Below are 17,416 nucleotides of genomic sequence, written 5' to 3'. Positions count from 1 at the left end.
AGTGCGGGCATCCATGCTGCAAGGGTCGGACGGAAGCTCCTCCCACAATCGCGTGCCCATCAATCGATGCGTCTGGTCGGCGCTCATTTGCCAGCGATGCTGGCGAGTTGGTGCCGAAATGGCCGGTGCGCGTGGTAGCGATGAGGGCAGCCGTTGCTCCCGCAGTGAGTCGGCGACACTGCCCCGAGACGCCTGCAGGAGCGGCTTCAGTCGCGACGATCGAAGCGGCATCTTTCCGGTCGCGGGAATCAGGCGGAGCTGAAGTCCTCGCACCGCGCATCCAGTGATCGATCCCACGCCCGGCGCCGGGCCGCGTCGCTGCCGTGGTGGGCGCGCGTGCGCTGGTTGCGGAATCGATGGCGCCCACTGATGCGGTCGCGGCTGAAGCCGCTCCTACAGGGATCCAGAGCTGACAACCAAGGCTTTTCAGCGTCTTCGGCCGCGATCATTGCGGTGGGAAGGTCGCCTGTTGCGGAAGCGTTGGGCGAAGCTCTACCGCGAGTGCGATAGCGAGAACGCGCGTCGAACGGCGCCGCTGGACGTACCGGCTGCACACAGACCGGTACCTAGTGCGGGCGGCTGCTGACGCGGATGCTGTCGTGCGTGGTCGCCACGCGCAGCGTCGGCTGGTCGGCGAGGAAGGCGCGCAGCGAGGCGATGTCGTCGCCGCGCAGGTTGCCGGTCAGGCGCATCGCCCCGGCGCGCGCATCCTCGATCACCAGCCGGGTGCGGTTGAGCCGGTTGAACTCCTCGGCCACCGTCGCCAGCGGCTCGTCGCGGAACACGATGCGGCGTTGCCACCAGGCGGTCATCGCCGCGACGTCCTCGTTGGCGATGGTCAGCCTGCCCGAGGCGCGATCGATGCGCGCGCTCTGGCCTGCGCCCAGGTCCGCCACGCGCCGCGGCGGCTGCGCGGACGCGTCGCGCCACACGTGCACCCGTCCTTCTGCGACGTCGATGCGGGCCTGGTCGCGCTGCAGCGAGACGCCGAAGGTGGTGCCGATGTCCTCGATGCGCAGTCCGCCGGCGCGCACGTCGAACGCGCGCCGGTCCGGGGCTACCACGAATGCGGCCTGGCCGCGCAGCAGGTGCATGCGGCGCTGGAACGGGCTCAGCGTGGCGCGCAGTTCGCTCTGCGCATTGAGGTGCACCACGCTGCGATCGGCGAGCAGCACGGTGCGTTGCTCGCCGTGCGCGGCGACGTACACCTCGGTGCGCGGCCACGCCCACCATGCCAGCGCGCTGGCGCAGGCCAGGGTCGCGGCCAGGCCCGCGCTCCAGGCGCGCCGTGGCGCGCGGCGTGGCGACGGGGCCGCGGCCATGGCGCGCGGTGCGATGCGCGGCAGCGGCAACGCGACCACGTTGTCGCCGCCCGCGCCGCGATCGCGGCGCTCCGCATCGAGCAGCGCGTCCACGTCCAGTTCCATGCCGCGCAGCGCGGCGCCGAGCTCGCCGGCCACGCGCACGATCGCCAGGTACTCGCGCAGGTGCTCGGGCGAGGCGGTCAGCCAGTCCAGGAACTGCGCCTGCTGCTTGGGGTCCAGGCCGTCCTGGCGCTGCATGGCATGCCAGTGCGCGGCCTCACGCGTGGCGTGATGGGAAGCGGCGGGCAGGCGTTTCACCAAGCGTCCTCCCGCTCGGCGATCGCCCGCCGGCACGCCGACAGGCCGCGCACCACATGCTTCTTGACCATGTGCGCCGACACGCCCATGCGTTCGGCGATCTGCTTGTAGCTCAGGCCGTCGCGGTACTGCATCACCAGCACCGCGCGGGTGCGCGCGGGCAGCGTCGCCAGCAGCGCCTGCAGCCGGCGCTGGCGCTGCTGGCGTTCGGTTGCGTCCTCCACGTCTTCCCCCGCCACCAGCAGCTGCGAGAACTGTTCCATCTCGTCGATGCGCAACGGCGCCTGCTTGCGCCGCACCGCCTGTTCGCGCGCCAGGTTCGTCGCCACCGTGTACAGGTAGGCCTCCGGATTGGCGATCGCCTCGCCCTGGCGCTGGTGCGCGCGCAGCAGGCGCAGGTAGGTTTCCTGCACCATGTCCTCGGCGTCCTCGTTGGCGCCGCGGCGCGCGAAGAAGCCGCGCAGCACCGGGCCGTGTTCGGCGAACATCCGGGCCCATGCGCGTTTTGCGTGTCCCGTCGTCATCGAACCGATCCCCGCCCAAGCGGCGCAGGCTAGGGGACCTCCATGACGCTGCGGTTACGCGATGCGGGTTCGTCGCCGGCTTCGTGCCGAACGCGGCCGGGCGCCGCACCGGTCCGAGCCGGCGCACGGGGCGTGCGTGGTCGGTTACGATGCGTCCCCGCCATCGTCGCCGCCGATGCCCCGCGTGCCGCGGTCCTCGCCGGCCTGCCCGAGCTGCCTGCCTACGTGAGCCACTATTCCGGCCCTCTGCTGACCCGTCCCATCGCCGAGGCGCTGCGCGCCGCCGCGGCCTCCGGCGCCGCGACGTGGTCGGGCTCGCTGGACCTGGGCCGCTCGCTCGCCAGCGCAAGCGTCGCTGCGCAGCAGTGGCAGTGGCAGGGCCAGGCCTATCCGTACCCGGAGAAGCTCAAGGAGCGCACGATCTACTACTGGGACGGCGAGGCATTCGCCGCCGCGTCCCGCTACGGCGGCGCGCTGATCAAGCTGGTGCCGACCGAGCATGGCGCGCCCACCTTCGAGATCGACGGCATCAAGATGCTGCCGTCGGCGCAGGTGTCGCCGTTCGAGGACGCCAGGCGCAAGGTGGCGCTGGTCGATCCGCGCGGCAAGACCGTGCTCGATACCTGCGGCGGCCTGGGCTACTTCGCTGCCGCGTGCCTGGAGGCGGGCGTGGCGCAGCTGCGCTCGTTCGAGAAGAACCCGGACGTGCTGTGGCTGCGCACGCTCAACCCATGGTCGCCGGACGCGGACGATCCGGCCCATGGCGGACGCCTGCAGCTGACCCACGGCGATGTGCTGCACGCCATCGGCGATCTGGCCGATGCGTCGGTCGATGCGATCCTGCACGATCCGCCGCGCTTCGGCATCGCCGGCGAACTCTATTCGCAGGCGTTCTACGACCAGTTCGCGCGCGTCCTGCGCCGCGGCGGGCGTCTGTTCCACTACACCGGCACGCCGAACCGCCTGACCAGCGGCCGCGACGTGCCCGGCGAAGTCGCCAAGCGGCTGGCCAAGGCCGGATTCAAGGCGCAGCTCGCGCTGGATGGCGTGCTGGCGACGTTGCCGCCGCGTTAGCGCATCGCCGCAGGCGCTCGCCGCCGGCGAAGTGCCGTGGCCGGCTGTGGATGGCTTCGGAGCAGCATCGGTCGTGACAGGATTCGCCGGTTCCAAGGCTCTAGGTCGGCCGTCCGTCGCAGCCTGAAGTCGCTCTCCACATGATGGATGTTCGAGAGGAGCGCATTTGCGTGCACCGTGCCCGTGCCTGCTGCCGCTCCGGGCGGCACCTGAAGAGAGAGCCGATGCGTTCGGCGCTGTAGGCTCGTGGCGGAATGGCCGCGCCGTTCCTGCCGAGCCTGGTACTGTGCGCGGCGAGCTGAAGTCCGAAGCATTTAAAGCGGGCGATTGCGTTTGGCGAAGCGGTGTGGGAGCGGCTTCGGTCGCGACAGCATTCATCGAGGGCGCCGGCGTGGCCGATGCCCCTGAGCTACCCGGAGCCACTCTGCCGGACTGCTGCGGTAGACCAAAGCAAGACGCTCCGATCCGCAGCGTCACCACGCCGCGGCGACCGATCGACCGGCGGCGCAACCGATCAACCGGCGAAGCGGCCTGCGGCGACGCCTTGCGCGTCCAGGTCGATCGCGAATAGCGCGCCGGCCAGCGGCTGCGCGGCCAGTGCGGCCTCGTCCAGGCCGGTGCGTGCGCTGGTGACGTACAGCGTGCGCAGGTCGCGGCCGCCGAACGCGCAGCTGGTGATGTGCGCGGTGGGCAGTTCGATGCGCGCCAGCAGGCGGCCGTCGGCATCGTGGCAGCTGACGCCGCCGCCGCCCCAGCGCGCGATCCACACGCGGCCTTGCGCATCGGTGGTCATGCCGTCCGGGGCGCCGTCGGCGTCCTGGTGCTGCAGCCACAGCCTGCCTTCGCCGAGCGTGCCGGCGTCGGGGTCGAACGGATACGCCCAGGTCTGGCCGTGCCCGGTCTGGTTGAAGTACAGCGTGCGCCCGTCGGCCGACCAGGTCGGACCGTTGGCGATGTGCACCGCGTCCAGGTGCCGGCTGCAGCGCCCGTCGGGGTCGTAGCGGTACAGCGCGCCGGTGGGCCGCTGGCAGGCGAAGTCGGTGCTGCCGGCCCACAGCCGCCCCTGCGCGTCGCACTTGGCGTCGTTGAAGCGGTTGCCGGGGCGCTCGGGCTCGGGCATGTGCAGCGGCTGCAGCGTGCCGGTGGCCGGATCGAACAGGGCCAGGTGCCGGCGCAGCGACACGATCAGCCCGGGCCCGCGCTCGCGCTCGGCGACGGCGGAGATTTCCTCGTCGAACGACCAGCTGCGGCGCGCCTGGCCGCGGCCCCCGTCGCCCGGCGCGTAGCGGTGCAGCGCGCGGCCGAGGATGTCGACGAAGTACAGCGCCTGCTCGCGTTGCGACCACAGCGCGCCTTCGCCTAGCGTGGCGGCCAGCGGCCAGACGCAGCGCAGCGGCGACAGCGCGGCAGGGATCGCGGCGTGCATGCGCCGCTCAGTGCGAGTCGCGGGCGACGCTCGCGCCGCTGCCGCCGACCAGGATGTCCAGGTCCGCGCCCAGGTGCGCCTGCTGCACGTGGTCGACGTACAACTTGCACCAGCCGCGCTGCGGCGGCTGCGGCGGCGTCCATTCGGCGCGGCGGCGCAGCAGCTCCTCGTCGCTGACCTCCAGGTGCAGCGAGCGCCCGGGCACGTCCAGCTCGATGATGTCGCCGTCGCGCACCAGCGCCAGCGCGCCGCCGGCGGCGGCCTCGGGCGAGGTGTGCAGCACCACGGTGCCGTAGGCGGTGCCGCTCATGCGCGCATCGGAAATGCGCACCATGTCGGTGACGCCGGCGCGCAGCAGCTTGGGCGGCAGCGGCATGTTGCCGACCTCGGCCATGCCGGGGTAGCCGCGCGGGCCGCAGTTCTTCAGCACCATCACGCAGCTGGCGTCGATGTCCAGCGCCTCGTCGTCGATGCGCGCCTTCATGTCCTCGATGCTCTCGAACACCACCGCGCGGCCGCGATGCCGCAGCAGGTGTTCGGAGGCGGCCGACGGCTTGATCACCGCGCCATCCGGCGCCAGGTTGCCGCGCAGCACGGCGATGCCGGCTTCCTTGCGGAACGGGTCGTCGATGCTGCGGATCACCTCGCGGTTCCAGCACGGCGCCTGCGCGACGTTCTCGCCGAGGGTGCGGCCGTTGACCGTGGGCGCGTCCAGGTCGAGCTCGGCACCGAGCTCGCGCATCACCGCCGGCAGGCCGCCGGCGTAGTAGAAGTCCTCCATCAGGTACTGGCCCGACGGTTTCAGGTTGACCAGGCACGGCAGCCGCGAGCCCAGCCGGTCCCAGTCCTCCAGGGTCAGCTCCACGCCCAGGCGACCGGCGATGGCCAGCAGGTGGATCACCGCGTTGGTGGAACCGCCGATCGCCGCGTTGACCTTGATCGCATTGGCGAACGCGCGCCGGGTCAGCACCTGCGACATGCGCAGGTCCTCCTCGACCATCTGCACGATGCGCCGCCCGGTCAGCTGCGCCAGCCGCGCGCGGCGCGAATCCACCGCCGGGATCGCCGCGTTCTCCGGCAGCGACATGCCCAGCGCCTCGACCATGCTGGCCATCGTCGAGGCGGTGCCCATGGTCATGCAGCTGCCCTTGGAGCGCTGCATGCAGGCCTCGGCCTCGACGAAGTCGGCCTGGCTCAGGGTGCCGGCGCGCACCATCTCCGACATCTGGATCACGCCGGTGCCCGAACCCAGCGGCTGCCCGCGCCAGTTGCCCGACAGCGACGGGCCGCCGGACAGGCCGATGGTCGGCAGGTCGACGCTGGCCGCGCCCATCAGCAATGCCGGGGTGGTCTTGTCGCAGCCCATCAGCAGCACCACGCCGTCGAGCGGATTGGCGCGGATCGATTCCTCCACGTCCATGCTGACCAGGTTGCGGAACAGCATCGCGGTCGGCAGCATCTGCGTCTCGCCCAGCGACATCACCGGGAATTCCAGCGGGAAGCCGCCGGCCTCGTAGACGCCGCGCTTGACGTGTTCGGCCAGCTCGCGGAAGTGGCCGTTGCACGGAGTCAGTTCCGACCAGGTGTTGCAGATGCCGATCACCGGGCGGCCGTCAAACATGTCGTGCGGATGGCCTGCGCTCTTGAGCCAGCTGCGGTAGTAGAAGCCTTGCTTGCCTTCGCGACCGAACCACGCCTGGCTGCGGCGGACCGGTTTGGTGGGTGAGCCCATGCTGGCGGAATCCTCGAGTCCTGGGACGGCCGGGACGCCTGGCGGCGCTCGCCGGTTGCACTTTATGTCGGCGATGCTAACCAGCATATTGATATCTGAAAAATAACAAATATCTGCCTATCGATATTTTTTCTCGTATAGCAAAAATGCGTTGAAATTCGCGCGAAAACGGCATGACGGCGCGGCTGCGGTGGTCGTTCCGGTGCGCGGCAGGGCGGCCTGCGGGCATGGCAAGGGGTTGGCCTCGGTCACCGGCGGCGGCCCGCTCCCGGTGCGGCGCTGGTGGACGGCTTCGCCGCGCGGGCGCGCAGGCGGCTGGGGCCACAGCTGGGCAGGGCACCGCCCTGGCGGAGTCTGTTCGAAATGCGCGCGGCTCCATTCGTCGCGACTGAAGTCGCTCCCACAGATGGCTCGCGTCGGGTCTTAGCTGCGAGGGTGGGTTTTGTACCGACGCTATCCGCGACCGAATGCTGCCGCCTCGTTCGTCGCCGTGACGTCGCTCCCACAGGTGGCGCTCGGTCGGCCGGAGGCGCCACCGGAGGGCTGCGGCCCCGGGATCCGCCTACGCTCGCACATCCGCCGGCGCCGGCACGTCCTCGGCCGGCGCGACATAGCCGTAGACCGGGCCGGCGGCGTCCTTCAGCGCCTGCAGCATGATCCGCGCGCCTGGCGACAGCAGCCAGTCGGTGCGGGTGATGATGCCGAACGAGTCCATCCGGCACGACAGCTCCACCGGCACGATCGCCACGCTGCCGTGATCGGCGAAATGCCGCGCCACGTCCACCGGCACCACCGCCAGGTAGTCGCTGCGCTGGAGCATCTGCGGCAGCACCACCAGCGCCGAGGTCTCGATCACCCGCCGCGGCGCCTCCAGTCCGCCGTTCTGGAACATCAGCTCGAAGCGGTGGCGCAGCACGCTGCCGTCCGGCGGCACGATCCAGCCCGCCGCCGCCAGCTCGCGCAGCGACGGCTGCGGCATCGCCAGGATCGGGTGGCCAGGGCGCGCGATCGCGCAGACCTCTTCCTCGGCCAGCGCGCGGTAGTGCAGGTTGCGCTTGTCGTGGCGCGCGAACAGCCGCGCCACCAGGATGTCCAGCTTGTTCTGCGCCAGCCGCTCCAGCAGCACGTCGCTGCCGTCGACCAGCAGCGACACGCGCAGCAGCGGGTGCTGCTCGGTGACCTGGGCCAGCGCCGCCGGCAGCAGGCTCATCGCCGGCCCGGCGATCGCGCCGACGCTGACGCTGCCGAAGTAGCCGGCCTTCAGCGCCTCGATCTCGGCGCCGGCTTCGCCGAGGCTGGACAGCGCGATGCGCGCGTGCCGGATCATCGCCTCGCCGTACCAGGTCGGGCGCATGCCGCGCGGCAGCCGCTCGAACAGCGGCACCGCCATCATGTCCTCCAGGTCCTTCAGCAGCTTGGACGCCGCCGGCTGCGACATGTTCAGGGTCTCGGCGGCGCGGTGGATGTTGCCTTCCTCCTCGATCGCCAGCAGCAGCATCAGCTGCCGGGTCTTCAGGCGGGCGCGGACGAACCAGGGCGTGGCGGCAGGCATGGCGACCTAAAAGATATGAATGTTCGTATACATTAAGCCAAAACAGATATTTGTTGCATATAGCTCAATGACAGCAGAATAGGCCCGTTCCTGCAGCCCGTTCCGGCGCGCTGCATCTTCCTTCCCGCGAGCCCGTGCAGGCGACCGACTCCATGCGATTGATCCAACTGCTAGACGATTCCGGTATTCCCAGCGTGGGCGCGATCGGCCCGGCCGGCACCCAGGTGCGGCTGCTGCGCGAGGTGTCGTCCACCTACGCGCTGGCCGGCGCCGCGATCGAGGCCGGGCTGCCGCTGGCCGACTACGCCGAGCGCCACCTCGGCGACATCGTGCTGGACTACGCCGCGCTGCTCGGCGCCGGACGCGTGCTGTCGCCGCTGACCCATCCGGACCCGGCGCACTGCCGGGTCACCGGTACCGGCTTGACCCACCTGGGCAGCGCCGCCACCCGCGACGCGATGCACCAGAACCTGCAGCAGCAGGCCAGCCAGGGCACGCTCACCGATTCGATGAAGATCTTCCAGCTCGGCGTGGAAGGCGGCATTCCGCGCGACGGCCGGCCCGGCGCGCAGCCGGAATGGTTCTACAAGGGCGACGGCAGCATCCTGGTCGCGCCGGGCGCGCCGCTGCCGTCGCCGGATTTCGCGCTGGACGGCGGCGAGGAGCCGGAACTGGTCGGCCTGTACGTGATCGGCGCCGACGCGGTGCCGTACCGGCTCGGCTTCGCGCTCGGCAACGAGTTCTCCGACCACGTCACCGAGCGGCAGAACTATCTCTATCTGGCCCATTCCAAGCTGCGCGCCTGCGCGGTCGGCCCGGAGCTGCGCACCGGCGAGCTGCCGCGCGACCTGCGCGGCAGCAGCCGCATCCGCCGCGGCGAGGCGGTGATCTGGGAGAAGCCATTCGTCACCGGCGAGGCCAACATGTGCCATTCGCTGGCCAACCTGGAATACCACCATTTCAAGTACGCCGCGCATCGCGTGCCCGGCGACGTGCACCTGCATTTCTTCGGCACCGCCACGCTGAGCTTCGCCGACGGCGTGCAGGCCCAGCCCGGCGACCGTTTCGAGATCGAACTGCCCGAACTGGGCGCGCCGCTGGTCAATCCGCTGCAGCGGGTCGCCGCCGGGTTCGATCTGGGCGGCGTGCGCGCGCTGTAACCACACGCGCGGCCACAACAGGAGTCCCGCATGAACCAGCGTTTCCAGAGCTACATCGACGGCCAGTGGGTGGCCGGCACCGACACCGCCGCGGACGAGAATCCTTCCGACCTGTCGGCGCCGATCGGCGAATACGGCAGCGTCGGCGCCGACGAGGTGCGCGGTGCGATCGCCGCGGCCAACGCGGCGCAGGCGAAATGGGCGGCGAGCACGCCGCAGCAGCGCGCCGACGCGCTGGATTTCGTCGGCAGCGAGATCCTGGCGCGCAAGCAGGAACTGGGCACGCTGCTGGCCTCAGAAGAAGGCAAGACCCTGCCGGAGAGCATCGGCGAGGCGGCCCGCGCCGGGCAGATCTTCAAGTTCTTCGCCGGCGAGGCGCTGCGCATTCCCGGCGAGAAGCTCGCCTCCACCCGCCCCGGCGTGGACGTGGAGATCACCCGCGAGCCGGTGGGCACGGTCGGCATCATCGCGCCGTGGAATTTCCCGCTGGCGATCCCGGCGTGGAAGATCGCCCCGGCGCTGGCCTACGGCAACACCGTGGTGTTCAAGCCGGCCGAGATCGTGCCCGGCTGCGCCTGGGCGATCGCCGAGATCCTCAGCCGCGCCGGGCTGCCCGACGGCGCGTTCAACCTGGTGATCGGCAGCGGCCGCACCGTCGGCCAGGCGCTGGTGGCCGAGCGCGGCATCGACGCGCTGAGCTTCACCGGCTCGGTGCCCACCGGCAACCGCCTGCTCAAGCAGGCTGCCGAGCGCGGGCTGAAGATCCAACTGGAAATGGGCGGCAAGAATCCGCTGGTGGTGCTGGCCGACGCGGACATGGACGTGGCGGTGGAGATCGCGGTCAACGGCGCGTACTTCTCCACCGGCCAGCGCTGCACCGCCTCCAGCCGGCTGATCGTGGAGCGCGCGGTGTACGACGAGTTCGTCGCGCGGGTGGGCAAGCGCCTGGCCACGCTGAAGATCGGCCATGCGCTGACCCCGGGCATCGACATCGGCCCGGTCGCCAGCGGCAGCCAGTTCGACCAGGACCGCGACTACGTGCGCATCGCCCGCGAGGAAGGCGCGGAGGTGGTGTACGGCGGCGAGGCGCTGGAATGCGAGCACAAGGGCTACTACATGAGCCCGGCGCTGATCGCCGCGCAGCCGCAGCACCGCATCGCGCGCGAGGAAGTGTTCGGCCCGGTCGCGGCGGTGATGCCGGCCGACGACTACGAGCACGCGCTGGCGCTGGCCAACGACACCGAATTCGGCCTGTGCGCCGGCATCGCCACCCGCTCGCTGAAGTACGCCACGCATTTCAAGCGGCATGCGCAGGCCGGCATGGTGATGGTCAACCTGCCCACCGCCGGCGTCGATCCGCACGTGCCGTTCGGCGGGCGCAAGGCCTCCAGCTACGGCCCGCGCGAGCAGGGGCGGTACGCGGTGGAGTTCTACACCACGGTCAAGACGGCCTATACATCCGCAGGATGAACTGATCGATCCACTCGCGCGCCTGCCTGGGAGGGTGGGCGGCCGCCGCGGCGCCGAGCGCCGCACGGCCGCCAGCGTGCAACGAACGAGGAGGGGTTATGCAGAAGTCTGTAGTGCGTGCGACGGCGCTGGGCCTGGCGATGCTGCTGGGCGCGGCGTTGGCGGCATGTTCCGGCGGCGGCAGCGACGCGGGCAAGGCGCAGGGGCAGATCACCGTCGGCTTCAGCCAGGTCGGCGCCGAGAGCGAATGGCGCACCGCCAACACCGCGTCGGTGAAGGGGGCGATCGAACAGGCCGGCATGAAGCTCAAGTTCTCCGATGCGCAGCAGAAGCAGGAGAACCAGATCAAGGCGCTGCGCTCGTTCATCGCCCAGCGCGTGGACGTGATTGCGTTCTCGCCGGTGGTCGAATCCGGCTGGGAAACGGTGCTGCGCGAGGCCAAGGCGGCGAACATCCCGGTGGTGCTGACCGACCGCGCGGTGAAGGTGTCCGACGATACGCTGTACACCACGCTGATCGGGTCGGACTTCGTCGAGGAAGGGCGCAAGGCCGGGCGCTGGCTGCTCGAGCAGTCGCCGCTGAAGGACGGCGACACGCCGGTGCGCATCGTCGAGCTGCAGGGCACGGTGGGCTCGGCGCCGGCCATCGACCGCATGCGCGGCTTCAAGGAGATCATCGCGGCCCACCCGCGCTTCCAGGTGGTGCGCTCGCAGAGCGGCGACTTCACCCGCGCCAAGGGCAAGGAAGTGATGGAGGCGTTCCTGAAGGCGGAAGGGCGCAACATCGACGTGCTGTACGCGCACAACGACGACATGGCGATCGGCGCGATCCAGGCGATCGAGGAAGCCGGGCTGAAGCCGGGCAAGGACATCCTGGTGATCTCCATCGACGGGGTGAAGGGCGCGTTCGAGGCGATGCAGGCCGGCAAGCTCAACGTCACCGTCGAATGCAATCCGCTGCTCGGCCCGCAGCTGGTGCAGGCGATCCGCGACATCAAGGCCGGCAAGCCGCTGCCCAAACGCATCGGGGTCGAGGAGTCGGTCTACACCCAGGAGCAGGCCGCCGCCGAGCTGCCCAGGCGCAAGTACTGACGGAGCGCGGCGATGAAGCTTCGCGGTTCCGGTACAGCCGCACGCGGGATCATTGCGCGCTGGCGCGGCACGACGCGGTCCCCGGCCGCGGATGCGGCGCGCCCGGCCGCCGCCAGTGCGCGGCCGCGCGCCGGGTGCGGCCGATGAACCCGGTCGTGCTGCACGCGCAGGGTCTGGGCAAGGCCTATGCCGGCGTCGCCGCGCTGGACGACGTGGCGCTGTGCCTGCGCGCCGGCGAGATCCACGCGGTGATGGGCCAGAACGGCGCCGGCAAGTCGACCTTGATCAAGCTGCTGACCGGCGTGGTCGCGCCCGATGCCGGCCGCATCGCGCTCGGCGGCGAGGCCATCGCGCCGGACTCGCCGCTGCAGGCGCAGCGGCTGGGCATCAGCACCGTGTACCAGGAAGTGAACCTGTGCCCGAACCTGTCGGTGGCCGAGAACATCTTCGCTGGCCGCTACCCGATGAAGGGCTGGCCGCGGCGCATCGACTGGCGCGGCGTCGACCGCCAGGCGCGGCAGTGCCTGGACCGGCTCGGCCTGCGCATCGACGTGCGCCGCACGCTGTCCAGCTACCCGGTGGCGGTGCAGCAGATGGTGGCGATCGCGCGCGCGCTGAGCGTGTCGGCGCGCGTGCTGATCCTCGACGAGCCCACCTCCAGCCTCGACGAAGGCGAGGTCGCCGAACTGTTCCGGGTGATGCGCGCGCTGCGCGAGCAGGGCATGGCGATCCTGTTCGTCACCCATTTCCTGGACCAGGTGTACGCGGTGTCGGACCGCATCACCGTGCTGCGCAACGGCCGCCTGGTCGGCGAGTATCCGGCCGCCGCGCTGCCGCAGCCGCGGCTGATCGCGGCGATGGTCGGCCGCGAGCTCGACGTGGCGCAGGCCGCGGCGGCGGTGGACGCGGCGCCGCCCGAGGACGCGCCGGTCGTGCTGCAGGCGCAGGGGCTGGGCCGGCGCGGCCAGCTGCATCCGCTCGACCTGCAGCTGCGCCGCGGCCAGGTGCTGGGCCTGGCCGGCCTGCTCGGCGCCGGGCGCACCGAACTGGCGCGGCTGCTGTTCGGCCTGGACCGCGCCGATTGCGGGCGCGTGTCCATCGACGGCCGCGACGTCGCCCTGCGCGGCCCGCCGGACGCGGTCCGCCACGGCCTGGCGCTGTGCCCGGAAGAGCGCAAGACCGAAGGCATCGTCGCCGAGCTGTCGGTGCGCGAGAACATCGTGCTGGCGTTGCAGGCGCGCATGGGCCTGCGCCGCTTTCTCGCGCCGGGCGAGCAGCGGCGCATCGCCGCCGAGTTCGTCGACCTGCTCGGCATCAAGACCGCCAGCGTGGAGACGCCGGTCGGGCTGCTGTCCGGCGGCAACCAGCAGAAGGTGGTGCTGGCGCGCTGGCTGGCGACGCAGCCGCGGCTGCTGATCCTCGACGAACCCACCCGCGGCATCGACATCGCCGCCAAGCAGGACATCATGATGCGCATCCTGACGCTGGCCCGGCAGGGCATGGCGGTGCTGTTCATCTCCGCCGAGATCGGCGAGCTCGAGCGCATCGCCGACCGCATCGCGGTGCTGCGCGAGCGGCGCCTGGTCGGCGAGTTGCCCGGCGGCTGCGGCGAGCGTGCGGTGTTCGAGCTGATCGCCGGGAACGCGGCGGCATGAGCGCCGCGGCCACGCCGTCTTCGACCGCGCCGCGGCTGCCGGCGCGCATCGCCGCCCATCCGCTGTTCTGGCCGCTGGCGACGCTGGCGCTGCTGCTGCTCGGCAACGGGTTGTGGAACCCGGGTTTCCTGGCGCTGCAATGGCGCGACGGGCACCTGTACGGCAACCTGGTCGACATCGCCAACCGCGCCGCGCCGCTGATCCTGGTCGCGCTGGGCATGACCCTGGTGATCGCGGTGCGCGGCCTGGATATCTCGGTCGGCGCGGTGGTGGCGATCGCCGCCACGGTCGCGGCATGGATGATCGGCGGCGGCGAGCACAGCCGTTTCCCGCTGTGGGCGGTGATCGCCGCGCCGCTGCTGATCGCCGCCGCGTGCGGGCTGTGGAACGGGCTGCTGGTGGTCAAGGTGGGCATGCAGCCGATCATCGCCACGCTGATCCTGATGGTGGCCGGGCGCGGCGTCGCGCAGCTGATCGGCGACGGCCAGATCCTGACCATCTACTACCCGCCGTACTTCTACCTGGGCAACGGCTTCCTGCTCGGGCTGCCGTTCGCGCTGTTCGTGGTCGCGGCGGTGTTCCTGGCCCTGCAGCTGCTGCTCGGGCGCACCGCGCTGGGCCTGTTCGTGCGCGCGATCGGCCACAACCCGGTGGCCGCGCGCGTGGCGGGGGTCAAGGCGCGGTTGATTGCGGTGCTGCTGTACGTGTTCTGCAGCTTCAGCGCCGGCCTGGCCGGCTTGATCGTCAGTTCCAACGTCAAGAGCGCCGACGCCAACAACGCCGGGCAGCTGATGGAGCTGGACGCGATCCTGGCGGTGACCCTCGGCGGCACCCTGCTCAACGGCGGCCGCTTCAGCCTGGCCGGCACGGTGGTCGGCGCGCTGATCATCCAGACCCTGACCGCGACGATCTACGCCATCGGCGTGCCGGCGCAGGTCAACATGCTGATCAAGGCGCTGCTGGTGTTCGCGGTGATGCTGCTGCAATCGCCGCCGTTCCGCGCCAGCGTGCGCGGCTGGGTGCTGCGCCCGGCGACCGGAGCGCGCCGATGAACGCGGCCAGCGCGCCGATCCAGACCGCGCGCGGCCTGCGCCGCGCCGGCACGCTGCTGCATGGCCCGCGGCTGCCGCTGGCGATCACGGTGGCGCTGTTCGTGGCGATGGCCGGCGCCGGCGGCGTGCTCTACGACGGCTTCCTGTCGCCGCAGGTGTTGGCCAATCTGCTGATCGACAACGCGTTCCTGTGCATCGCCGCGGTCGGCATGACCTTCGTGATCCTCAGCGGCGGCATCGACCTGTCGGTAGGCGCGGTGATCGCGTTCACCACGGTGCTGTCGGCGTCGCTGGTCGAACGCCACGGTTGGTCGCCGCTGGCGGCGATCCCGCTGGTGCTGCTGCTCGGCGCGCTGTTCGGCGCGTTCATGGGCGCGCTGATCCAGCGCTACCGGCTGCAGCCGTTCGTGGTGACCCTGGCCGGCATGTTCCTGGCGCGCGGCGCCAGCACCCTGATCAGCGTCGATTCGATTCCGATCGCCAATGCGCTGTACGTGGCGATCGCGCAGGTCCGCGTGCCGATCGGTGCCGGCGCCTCGCTGTCGATCGGCGCGCTGATCGCGCTGGCCACGGTGGCGCTGGGCATGTGGCTGGCGCACAGCACGCGCTTCGGCCGCTGCGTGTATGCGCTGGGCGGCAGCGAAGCCTCGGCGCGGCTGATGGGCCTGCCGGTGGCCGCCACCCAGGTCGGGGTCTACGCCTTCAGCGGGTTCTGCTCGGCGCTGGCCGGGGTGGTGTGCACGTTCTACATGCTGTCCGGCTACAGCCTGCATGCGCTGGGTCTGGAGCTGGATGCGATCGCCGCGGTGGTGATCGGCGGCACGCTGCTGGCCGGCGGCAGCGGCTACGTGGTCGGCACCGTGTTCGGCGTGCTGATCCTCGGCGTGATCCAGACCCTGATCGTGTTCGACGGCACGCTCAGCTCGTGGTGGACGCGCATCGTGATCGGCGCGCTGCTGCTGGTGTTCTGCCTGCTGCAGCGGCTGTTGACCCGGCGCACTCGGACAACGGGAGTGGACTCATGAAGGAACACACGGACGACGCCTTCGGCGCCTGTTCGCGGCGCGACTTCCTGCACTACGGCGGCGCCTCGCTGGCCGCGCTGGGGGTGCTGGCGCAAGGCGATGCGCTTGGTGCGGCGACACCGGCAGCTGCGCCGGCGACAGCGAAGCGGCAGCCAGTCCTGCAACTGCGCGAGCGGCCGTTCGCGCTGGGCCAGGTGCAGTTGCTGGACGGCCCGTTCCTGCAGGCGCGCGAGCGCGACCGCCGCTACCTGATGTCGATCCCCAACGAGCGCCTGCTGCACAGCTTCCGGCTCACCGCGGGCCTGGACTCGCAGGCCGAGCCGCTGGGCGGCTGGGAGTCGCCGCGCTGCGAAATCCGCGGGCATTTCGCCGGCGGCCACTACCTGTCCGCCTGCGCGCTGCTGTACGCGGCCACCGGCGATGCCGCGCTGAAGGACAAGGCCGATGCGCTGGTCGCCGAACTGGCGCGCTGCCAGCGCGCCGACGGCTACCTCGGCGCGTATCCGGCCTCGTTCTACGACCGGCTCGGCCGCGGCGAGGAGGTGTGGGTGCCGATCTACACCGCGCACAAGATCCTGGCCGGGCACCTGGACATGGCCCGCCATGCCGGCAACGCGCAGGCGCTGCGCACCGCGCAGCGCTTCGCCGACTGGCTGGGCGCGTGGATGGACGGCTTCGACGATGCGCAGTGGCAGCGCATCCTCGGCGTGGAGTTCGGCGGCGTGCACGAGTCGCTGCTCGAGCTGTACCTGCACAGCGGCGACGCCAAGTACCGGCGCTGGGCGGCGCGCTACGAGCAGGCCTCGCTGCTCGAGCCGCTGGCGCAGCAGCGCGACGCGCTGGCCGGGTTGCACGCCAATACCCAGATCCCGAAGATCGTCGCCGCCGCGCGCGCCTACGAGATCGACGGCGATCCGCGCCAGCGCGGCATCGCCGAGTTCTTCTGGCGCACGGTCAGCGGCCACCATGCCTACTGCACCGGCGGCACCAGCGACTACGAACTGTTCGGCAGGCCGGACCACATGGCCGGGCGCCTGAGCGGGCACAGCCACGAGTGCTGCTGCAGCTACAACATGCTCAAGCTGACCCGGCACCTGTACACCTGGCAGCCGGACGCGGCGCTGATGGACTACTACGAGCGCGTGCTGTTCAACGCGCGCCTGGGCACCCAGGACGAAGCCGGCATGATGATGTACTTCGTGCCGATGGATGCCGGCTACTGGAAGCTGTACAACAGCCCGTTCGCCTCGTTCTGGTGCTGCACCGGCACCGGCGCCGAAGAGTTCGCCAAGAGCAACGACAGCATCTACTTCCGCGACGATGCCGGGCTCACCGTCAACCTGTTCATCGCCTCGCAGCTGGACTGGCCCGAGCGCGGCCTGCGCGTGGTCCAGCGCACGCGCTTCCCGCAGCAGGAGGGCACCGCGCTGGAGTTCCAGTGCAGGCGCGCGCAGCCGATGGCGCTGCGGCTGCGCATCCCGTACTGGGCCACCCAGGGCGTGCGCGTGCGCGTCAACGGCGTGCCGCAGGCGGTGCAGGCGGCGCCGGGCAGCTACCTGACGCTGCAGCGCCGCTTCGCCGACGGCGACCGCATCGAACTGGACCTGCCGATGGCGCTGCACGCCGCGCCGCTGGCCGACGAGCCCAGCCTGCAGGCGATGATGTACGGCCCGCTGGTGCTGGCCGCGCAGCTGGGCAGCGACGGCATCGACCCGGTGCAGCTGCACGTGTCCGACCAGCGGCCGTCGTTGAACCGGATCGTCGGGCGCCAGCTGCCGACGGTGTATTTCGCCCCGGAGAACCTGTGGGCGCGCAAGCGCGACGGCCAGGCCCAGGTGTTCGAGGCCGACGGCATCGACGGCGCGCTGACCCTGGTGCCGCTGTACCGCATCGCCCACGAACGCTATTCGGTCTATTGCCGAGCGAGGCCCGAGTGGGAAAAGAAGCCGCAATTCTGATGCCGGCGCGCCGCATGCACGGCGGCGGCGCGCGGCCGCGGGGAGGCGTCATGCCGCAGCCAGGCTGAGCGTGCC

13 protein-coding genes are annotated in these 17,416 nt (G+C 71.0%); 8 read left to right on the top strand and 5 right to left on the bottom strand.

What is annotated here, in order from left to right; genetic code table 11:
- Positions 1–566: 566 nt before the first annotated feature.
- Together JR065_RS11155 and JR065_RS11150 are read right to left on the bottom strand one after the other, a co-directional pair.
- The gene (locus JR065_RS11155; RefSeq protein ID WP_206234235.1) at positions 567–1,622 is read right to left on the bottom strand and encodes a FecR domain-containing protein; all 1,056 of its coding nucleotides are present in this window, start codon (positions 1,620–1,622) and stop codon (positions 567–569) included.
- The gene (locus JR065_RS11150; RefSeq protein ID WP_241093550.1) at positions 1,619–2,146 is read right to left on the bottom strand and encodes an RNA polymerase sigma factor; all 528 of its coding nucleotides are present in this window, start codon (positions 2,144–2,146) and stop codon (positions 1,619–1,621) included. The genes JR065_RS11155 and JR065_RS11150 overlap by 4 nt, the downstream gene beginning before the upstream one ends.
- A gap of 225 nt (positions 2,147–2,371) precedes the next feature.
- On the opposite strand from JR065_RS11150, the gene JR065_RS11145 reads away from it, so the two are divergent.
- Positions 2,372–3,220, top strand: a complete 849-nt coding sequence (locus JR065_RS11145; RefSeq protein WP_429001859.1) for a class I SAM-dependent methyltransferase — start codon at positions 2,372–2,374, stop codon at positions 3,218–3,220.
- Between the two features lie 514 nt (positions 3,221–3,734).
- On the opposite strand, the gene JR065_RS11140 is transcribed toward JR065_RS11145, so the two are convergent.
- From JR065_RS11140 to JR065_RS11130, 3 genes are all read right to left on the bottom strand, one after another.
- Complete coding sequence (locus tag JR065_RS11140) at positions 3,735–4,646, bottom strand: SMP-30/gluconolactonase/LRE family protein (protein WP_206234232.1); 912 nt, start codon at positions 4,644–4,646, stop codon at positions 3,735–3,737.
- A 7-nt stretch (positions 4,647–4,653) separates the two neighbouring features.
- Positions 4,654–6,378, bottom strand: a complete 1,725-nt coding sequence (locus tag JR065_RS11135; RefSeq protein WP_206234230.1) for an IlvD/Edd family dehydratase — start codon at positions 6,376–6,378, stop codon at positions 4,654–4,656.
- Positions 6,379–6,940: 562 nt separating this feature from the next.
- Positions 6,941–7,930: a LysR family transcriptional regulator gene (locus JR065_RS11130; RefSeq protein WP_206234229.1), complete on the bottom strand. Its 990-nt coding sequence runs from the start codon at positions 7,928–7,930 to the stop codon at positions 6,941–6,943.
- Between the two features lie 152 nt (positions 7,931–8,082).
- On the opposite strand from JR065_RS11130, the gene araD1 reads away from it, so the two are divergent.
- The 7 genes from araD1 (at position 8,083) to JR065_RS11095 (ending at position 17,341) form a co-directional block, all read left to right on the top strand.
- Positions 8,083–9,090, top strand: coding sequence for an AraD1 family protein (gene araD1, locus JR065_RS11125; protein ID WP_206234228.1), 1,008 nt, complete (start codon positions 8,083–8,085; stop codon positions 9,088–9,090).
- A 30-nt stretch (positions 9,091–9,120) separates the two neighbouring features.
- Positions 9,121–10,560, top strand: a complete 1,440-nt coding sequence (locus JR065_RS11120; protein ID WP_206234226.1) for an aldehyde dehydrogenase family protein — start codon at positions 9,121–9,123, stop codon at positions 10,558–10,560.
- A 98-nt stretch (positions 10,561–10,658) separates the two neighbouring features.
- Complete coding sequence (locus JR065_RS11115; protein WP_206234225.1) at positions 10,659–11,651, top strand: ABC transporter substrate-binding protein; 993 nt, start codon at positions 10,659–10,661, stop codon at positions 11,649–11,651.
- 143 nt (positions 11,652–11,794) lie between these two features.
- Positions 11,795–13,306, top strand: a complete 1,512-nt coding sequence (locus JR065_RS11110; protein WP_206234224.1) for a sugar ABC transporter ATP-binding protein — start codon at positions 11,795–11,797, stop codon at positions 13,304–13,306.
- On the top strand, positions 13,303–14,358 hold the full coding sequence (locus JR065_RS11105; protein ID WP_206234223.1) for an ABC transporter permease: 1,056 nt from the start codon (positions 13,303–13,305) through the stop codon (positions 14,356–14,358). Before JR065_RS11110 ends, JR065_RS11105 begins: the two co-directional genes overlap by 4 nt.
- Complete coding sequence (yjfF, locus tag JR065_RS11100; protein WP_206234222.1) at positions 14,355–15,383, top strand: galactofuranose ABC transporter, permease protein YjfF; 1,029 nt, start codon at positions 14,355–14,357, stop codon at positions 15,381–15,383. Before JR065_RS11105 ends, yjfF begins: the two co-directional genes overlap by 4 nt.
- Entirely contained in the window at positions 15,380–17,341 is a 1,962-nt protein-coding gene (locus tag JR065_RS11095; RefSeq protein WP_206234220.1) for a glycoside hydrolase family 127 protein, read from the top strand. The genes yjfF and JR065_RS11095 overlap by 4 nt, the downstream gene beginning before the upstream one ends.
- Positions 17,342–17,416 lie beyond the last annotated feature (75 nt).

Origin of the sequence: Xanthomonas sp. (assembly GCF_017163755.1) — a bacterium.
Classification (GTDB): Bacteria; Pseudomonadota; Gammaproteobacteria; order Xanthomonadales; family Xanthomonadaceae; genus Xanthomonas_A.
This window is presented reverse-complemented; position numbering and strand designations above follow the sequence as displayed.

Bases quoted from the DNA above. Each gene is read 5' to 3' on its own strand.
- araD1 (WP_206234228.1), top strand. From the start codon at position 8,083: ATGCGATTGATCCAACTGCTAGACGATTCCGGTATTCCCAGCGTGGGC.
- JR065_RS11135 (WP_206234230.1), bottom strand. From the start codon at position 6,378: ATGGGCTCACCCACCAAACCGGTCCGCCGCAGCCAGGCGTGGTTCGGT.
- JR065_RS11150 (WP_241093550.1), bottom strand. From the start codon at position 2,146: ATGACGACGGGACACGCAAAACGCGCATGGGCCCGGATGTTCGCCGAA.
- yjfF (WP_206234222.1), top strand. From the start codon at position 14,355: ATGAACGCGGCCAGCGCGCCGATCCAGACCGCGCGCGGCCTGCGCCGC.
- JR065_RS11120 (WP_206234226.1), top strand. From the start codon at position 9,121: ATGAACCAGCGTTTCCAGAGCTACATCGACGGCCAGTGGGTGGCCGGC.
- JR065_RS11130 (WP_206234229.1), bottom strand. From the start codon at position 7,930: ATGCCTGCCGCCACGCCCTGGTTCGTCCGCGCCCGCCTGAAGACCCGG.
- JR065_RS11140 (WP_206234232.1), bottom strand. From the start codon at position 4,646: ATGCACGCCGCGATCCCTGCCGCGCTGTCGCCGCTGCGCTGCGTCTGG.
- JR065_RS11110 (WP_206234224.1), top strand. From the start codon at position 11,795: ATGAACCCGGTCGTGCTGCACGCGCAGGGTCTGGGCAAGGCCTATGCC.
- JR065_RS11105 (WP_206234223.1), top strand. From the start codon at position 13,303: ATGAGCGCCGCGGCCACGCCGTCTTCGACCGCGCCGCGGCTGCCGGCG.
- JR065_RS11115 (WP_206234225.1), top strand. From the start codon at position 10,659: ATGCAGAAGTCTGTAGTGCGTGCGACGGCGCTGGGCCTGGCGATGCTG.
- JR065_RS11095 (WP_206234220.1), top strand. From the start codon at position 15,380: ATGAAGGAACACACGGACGACGCCTTCGGCGCCTGTTCGCGGCGCGAC.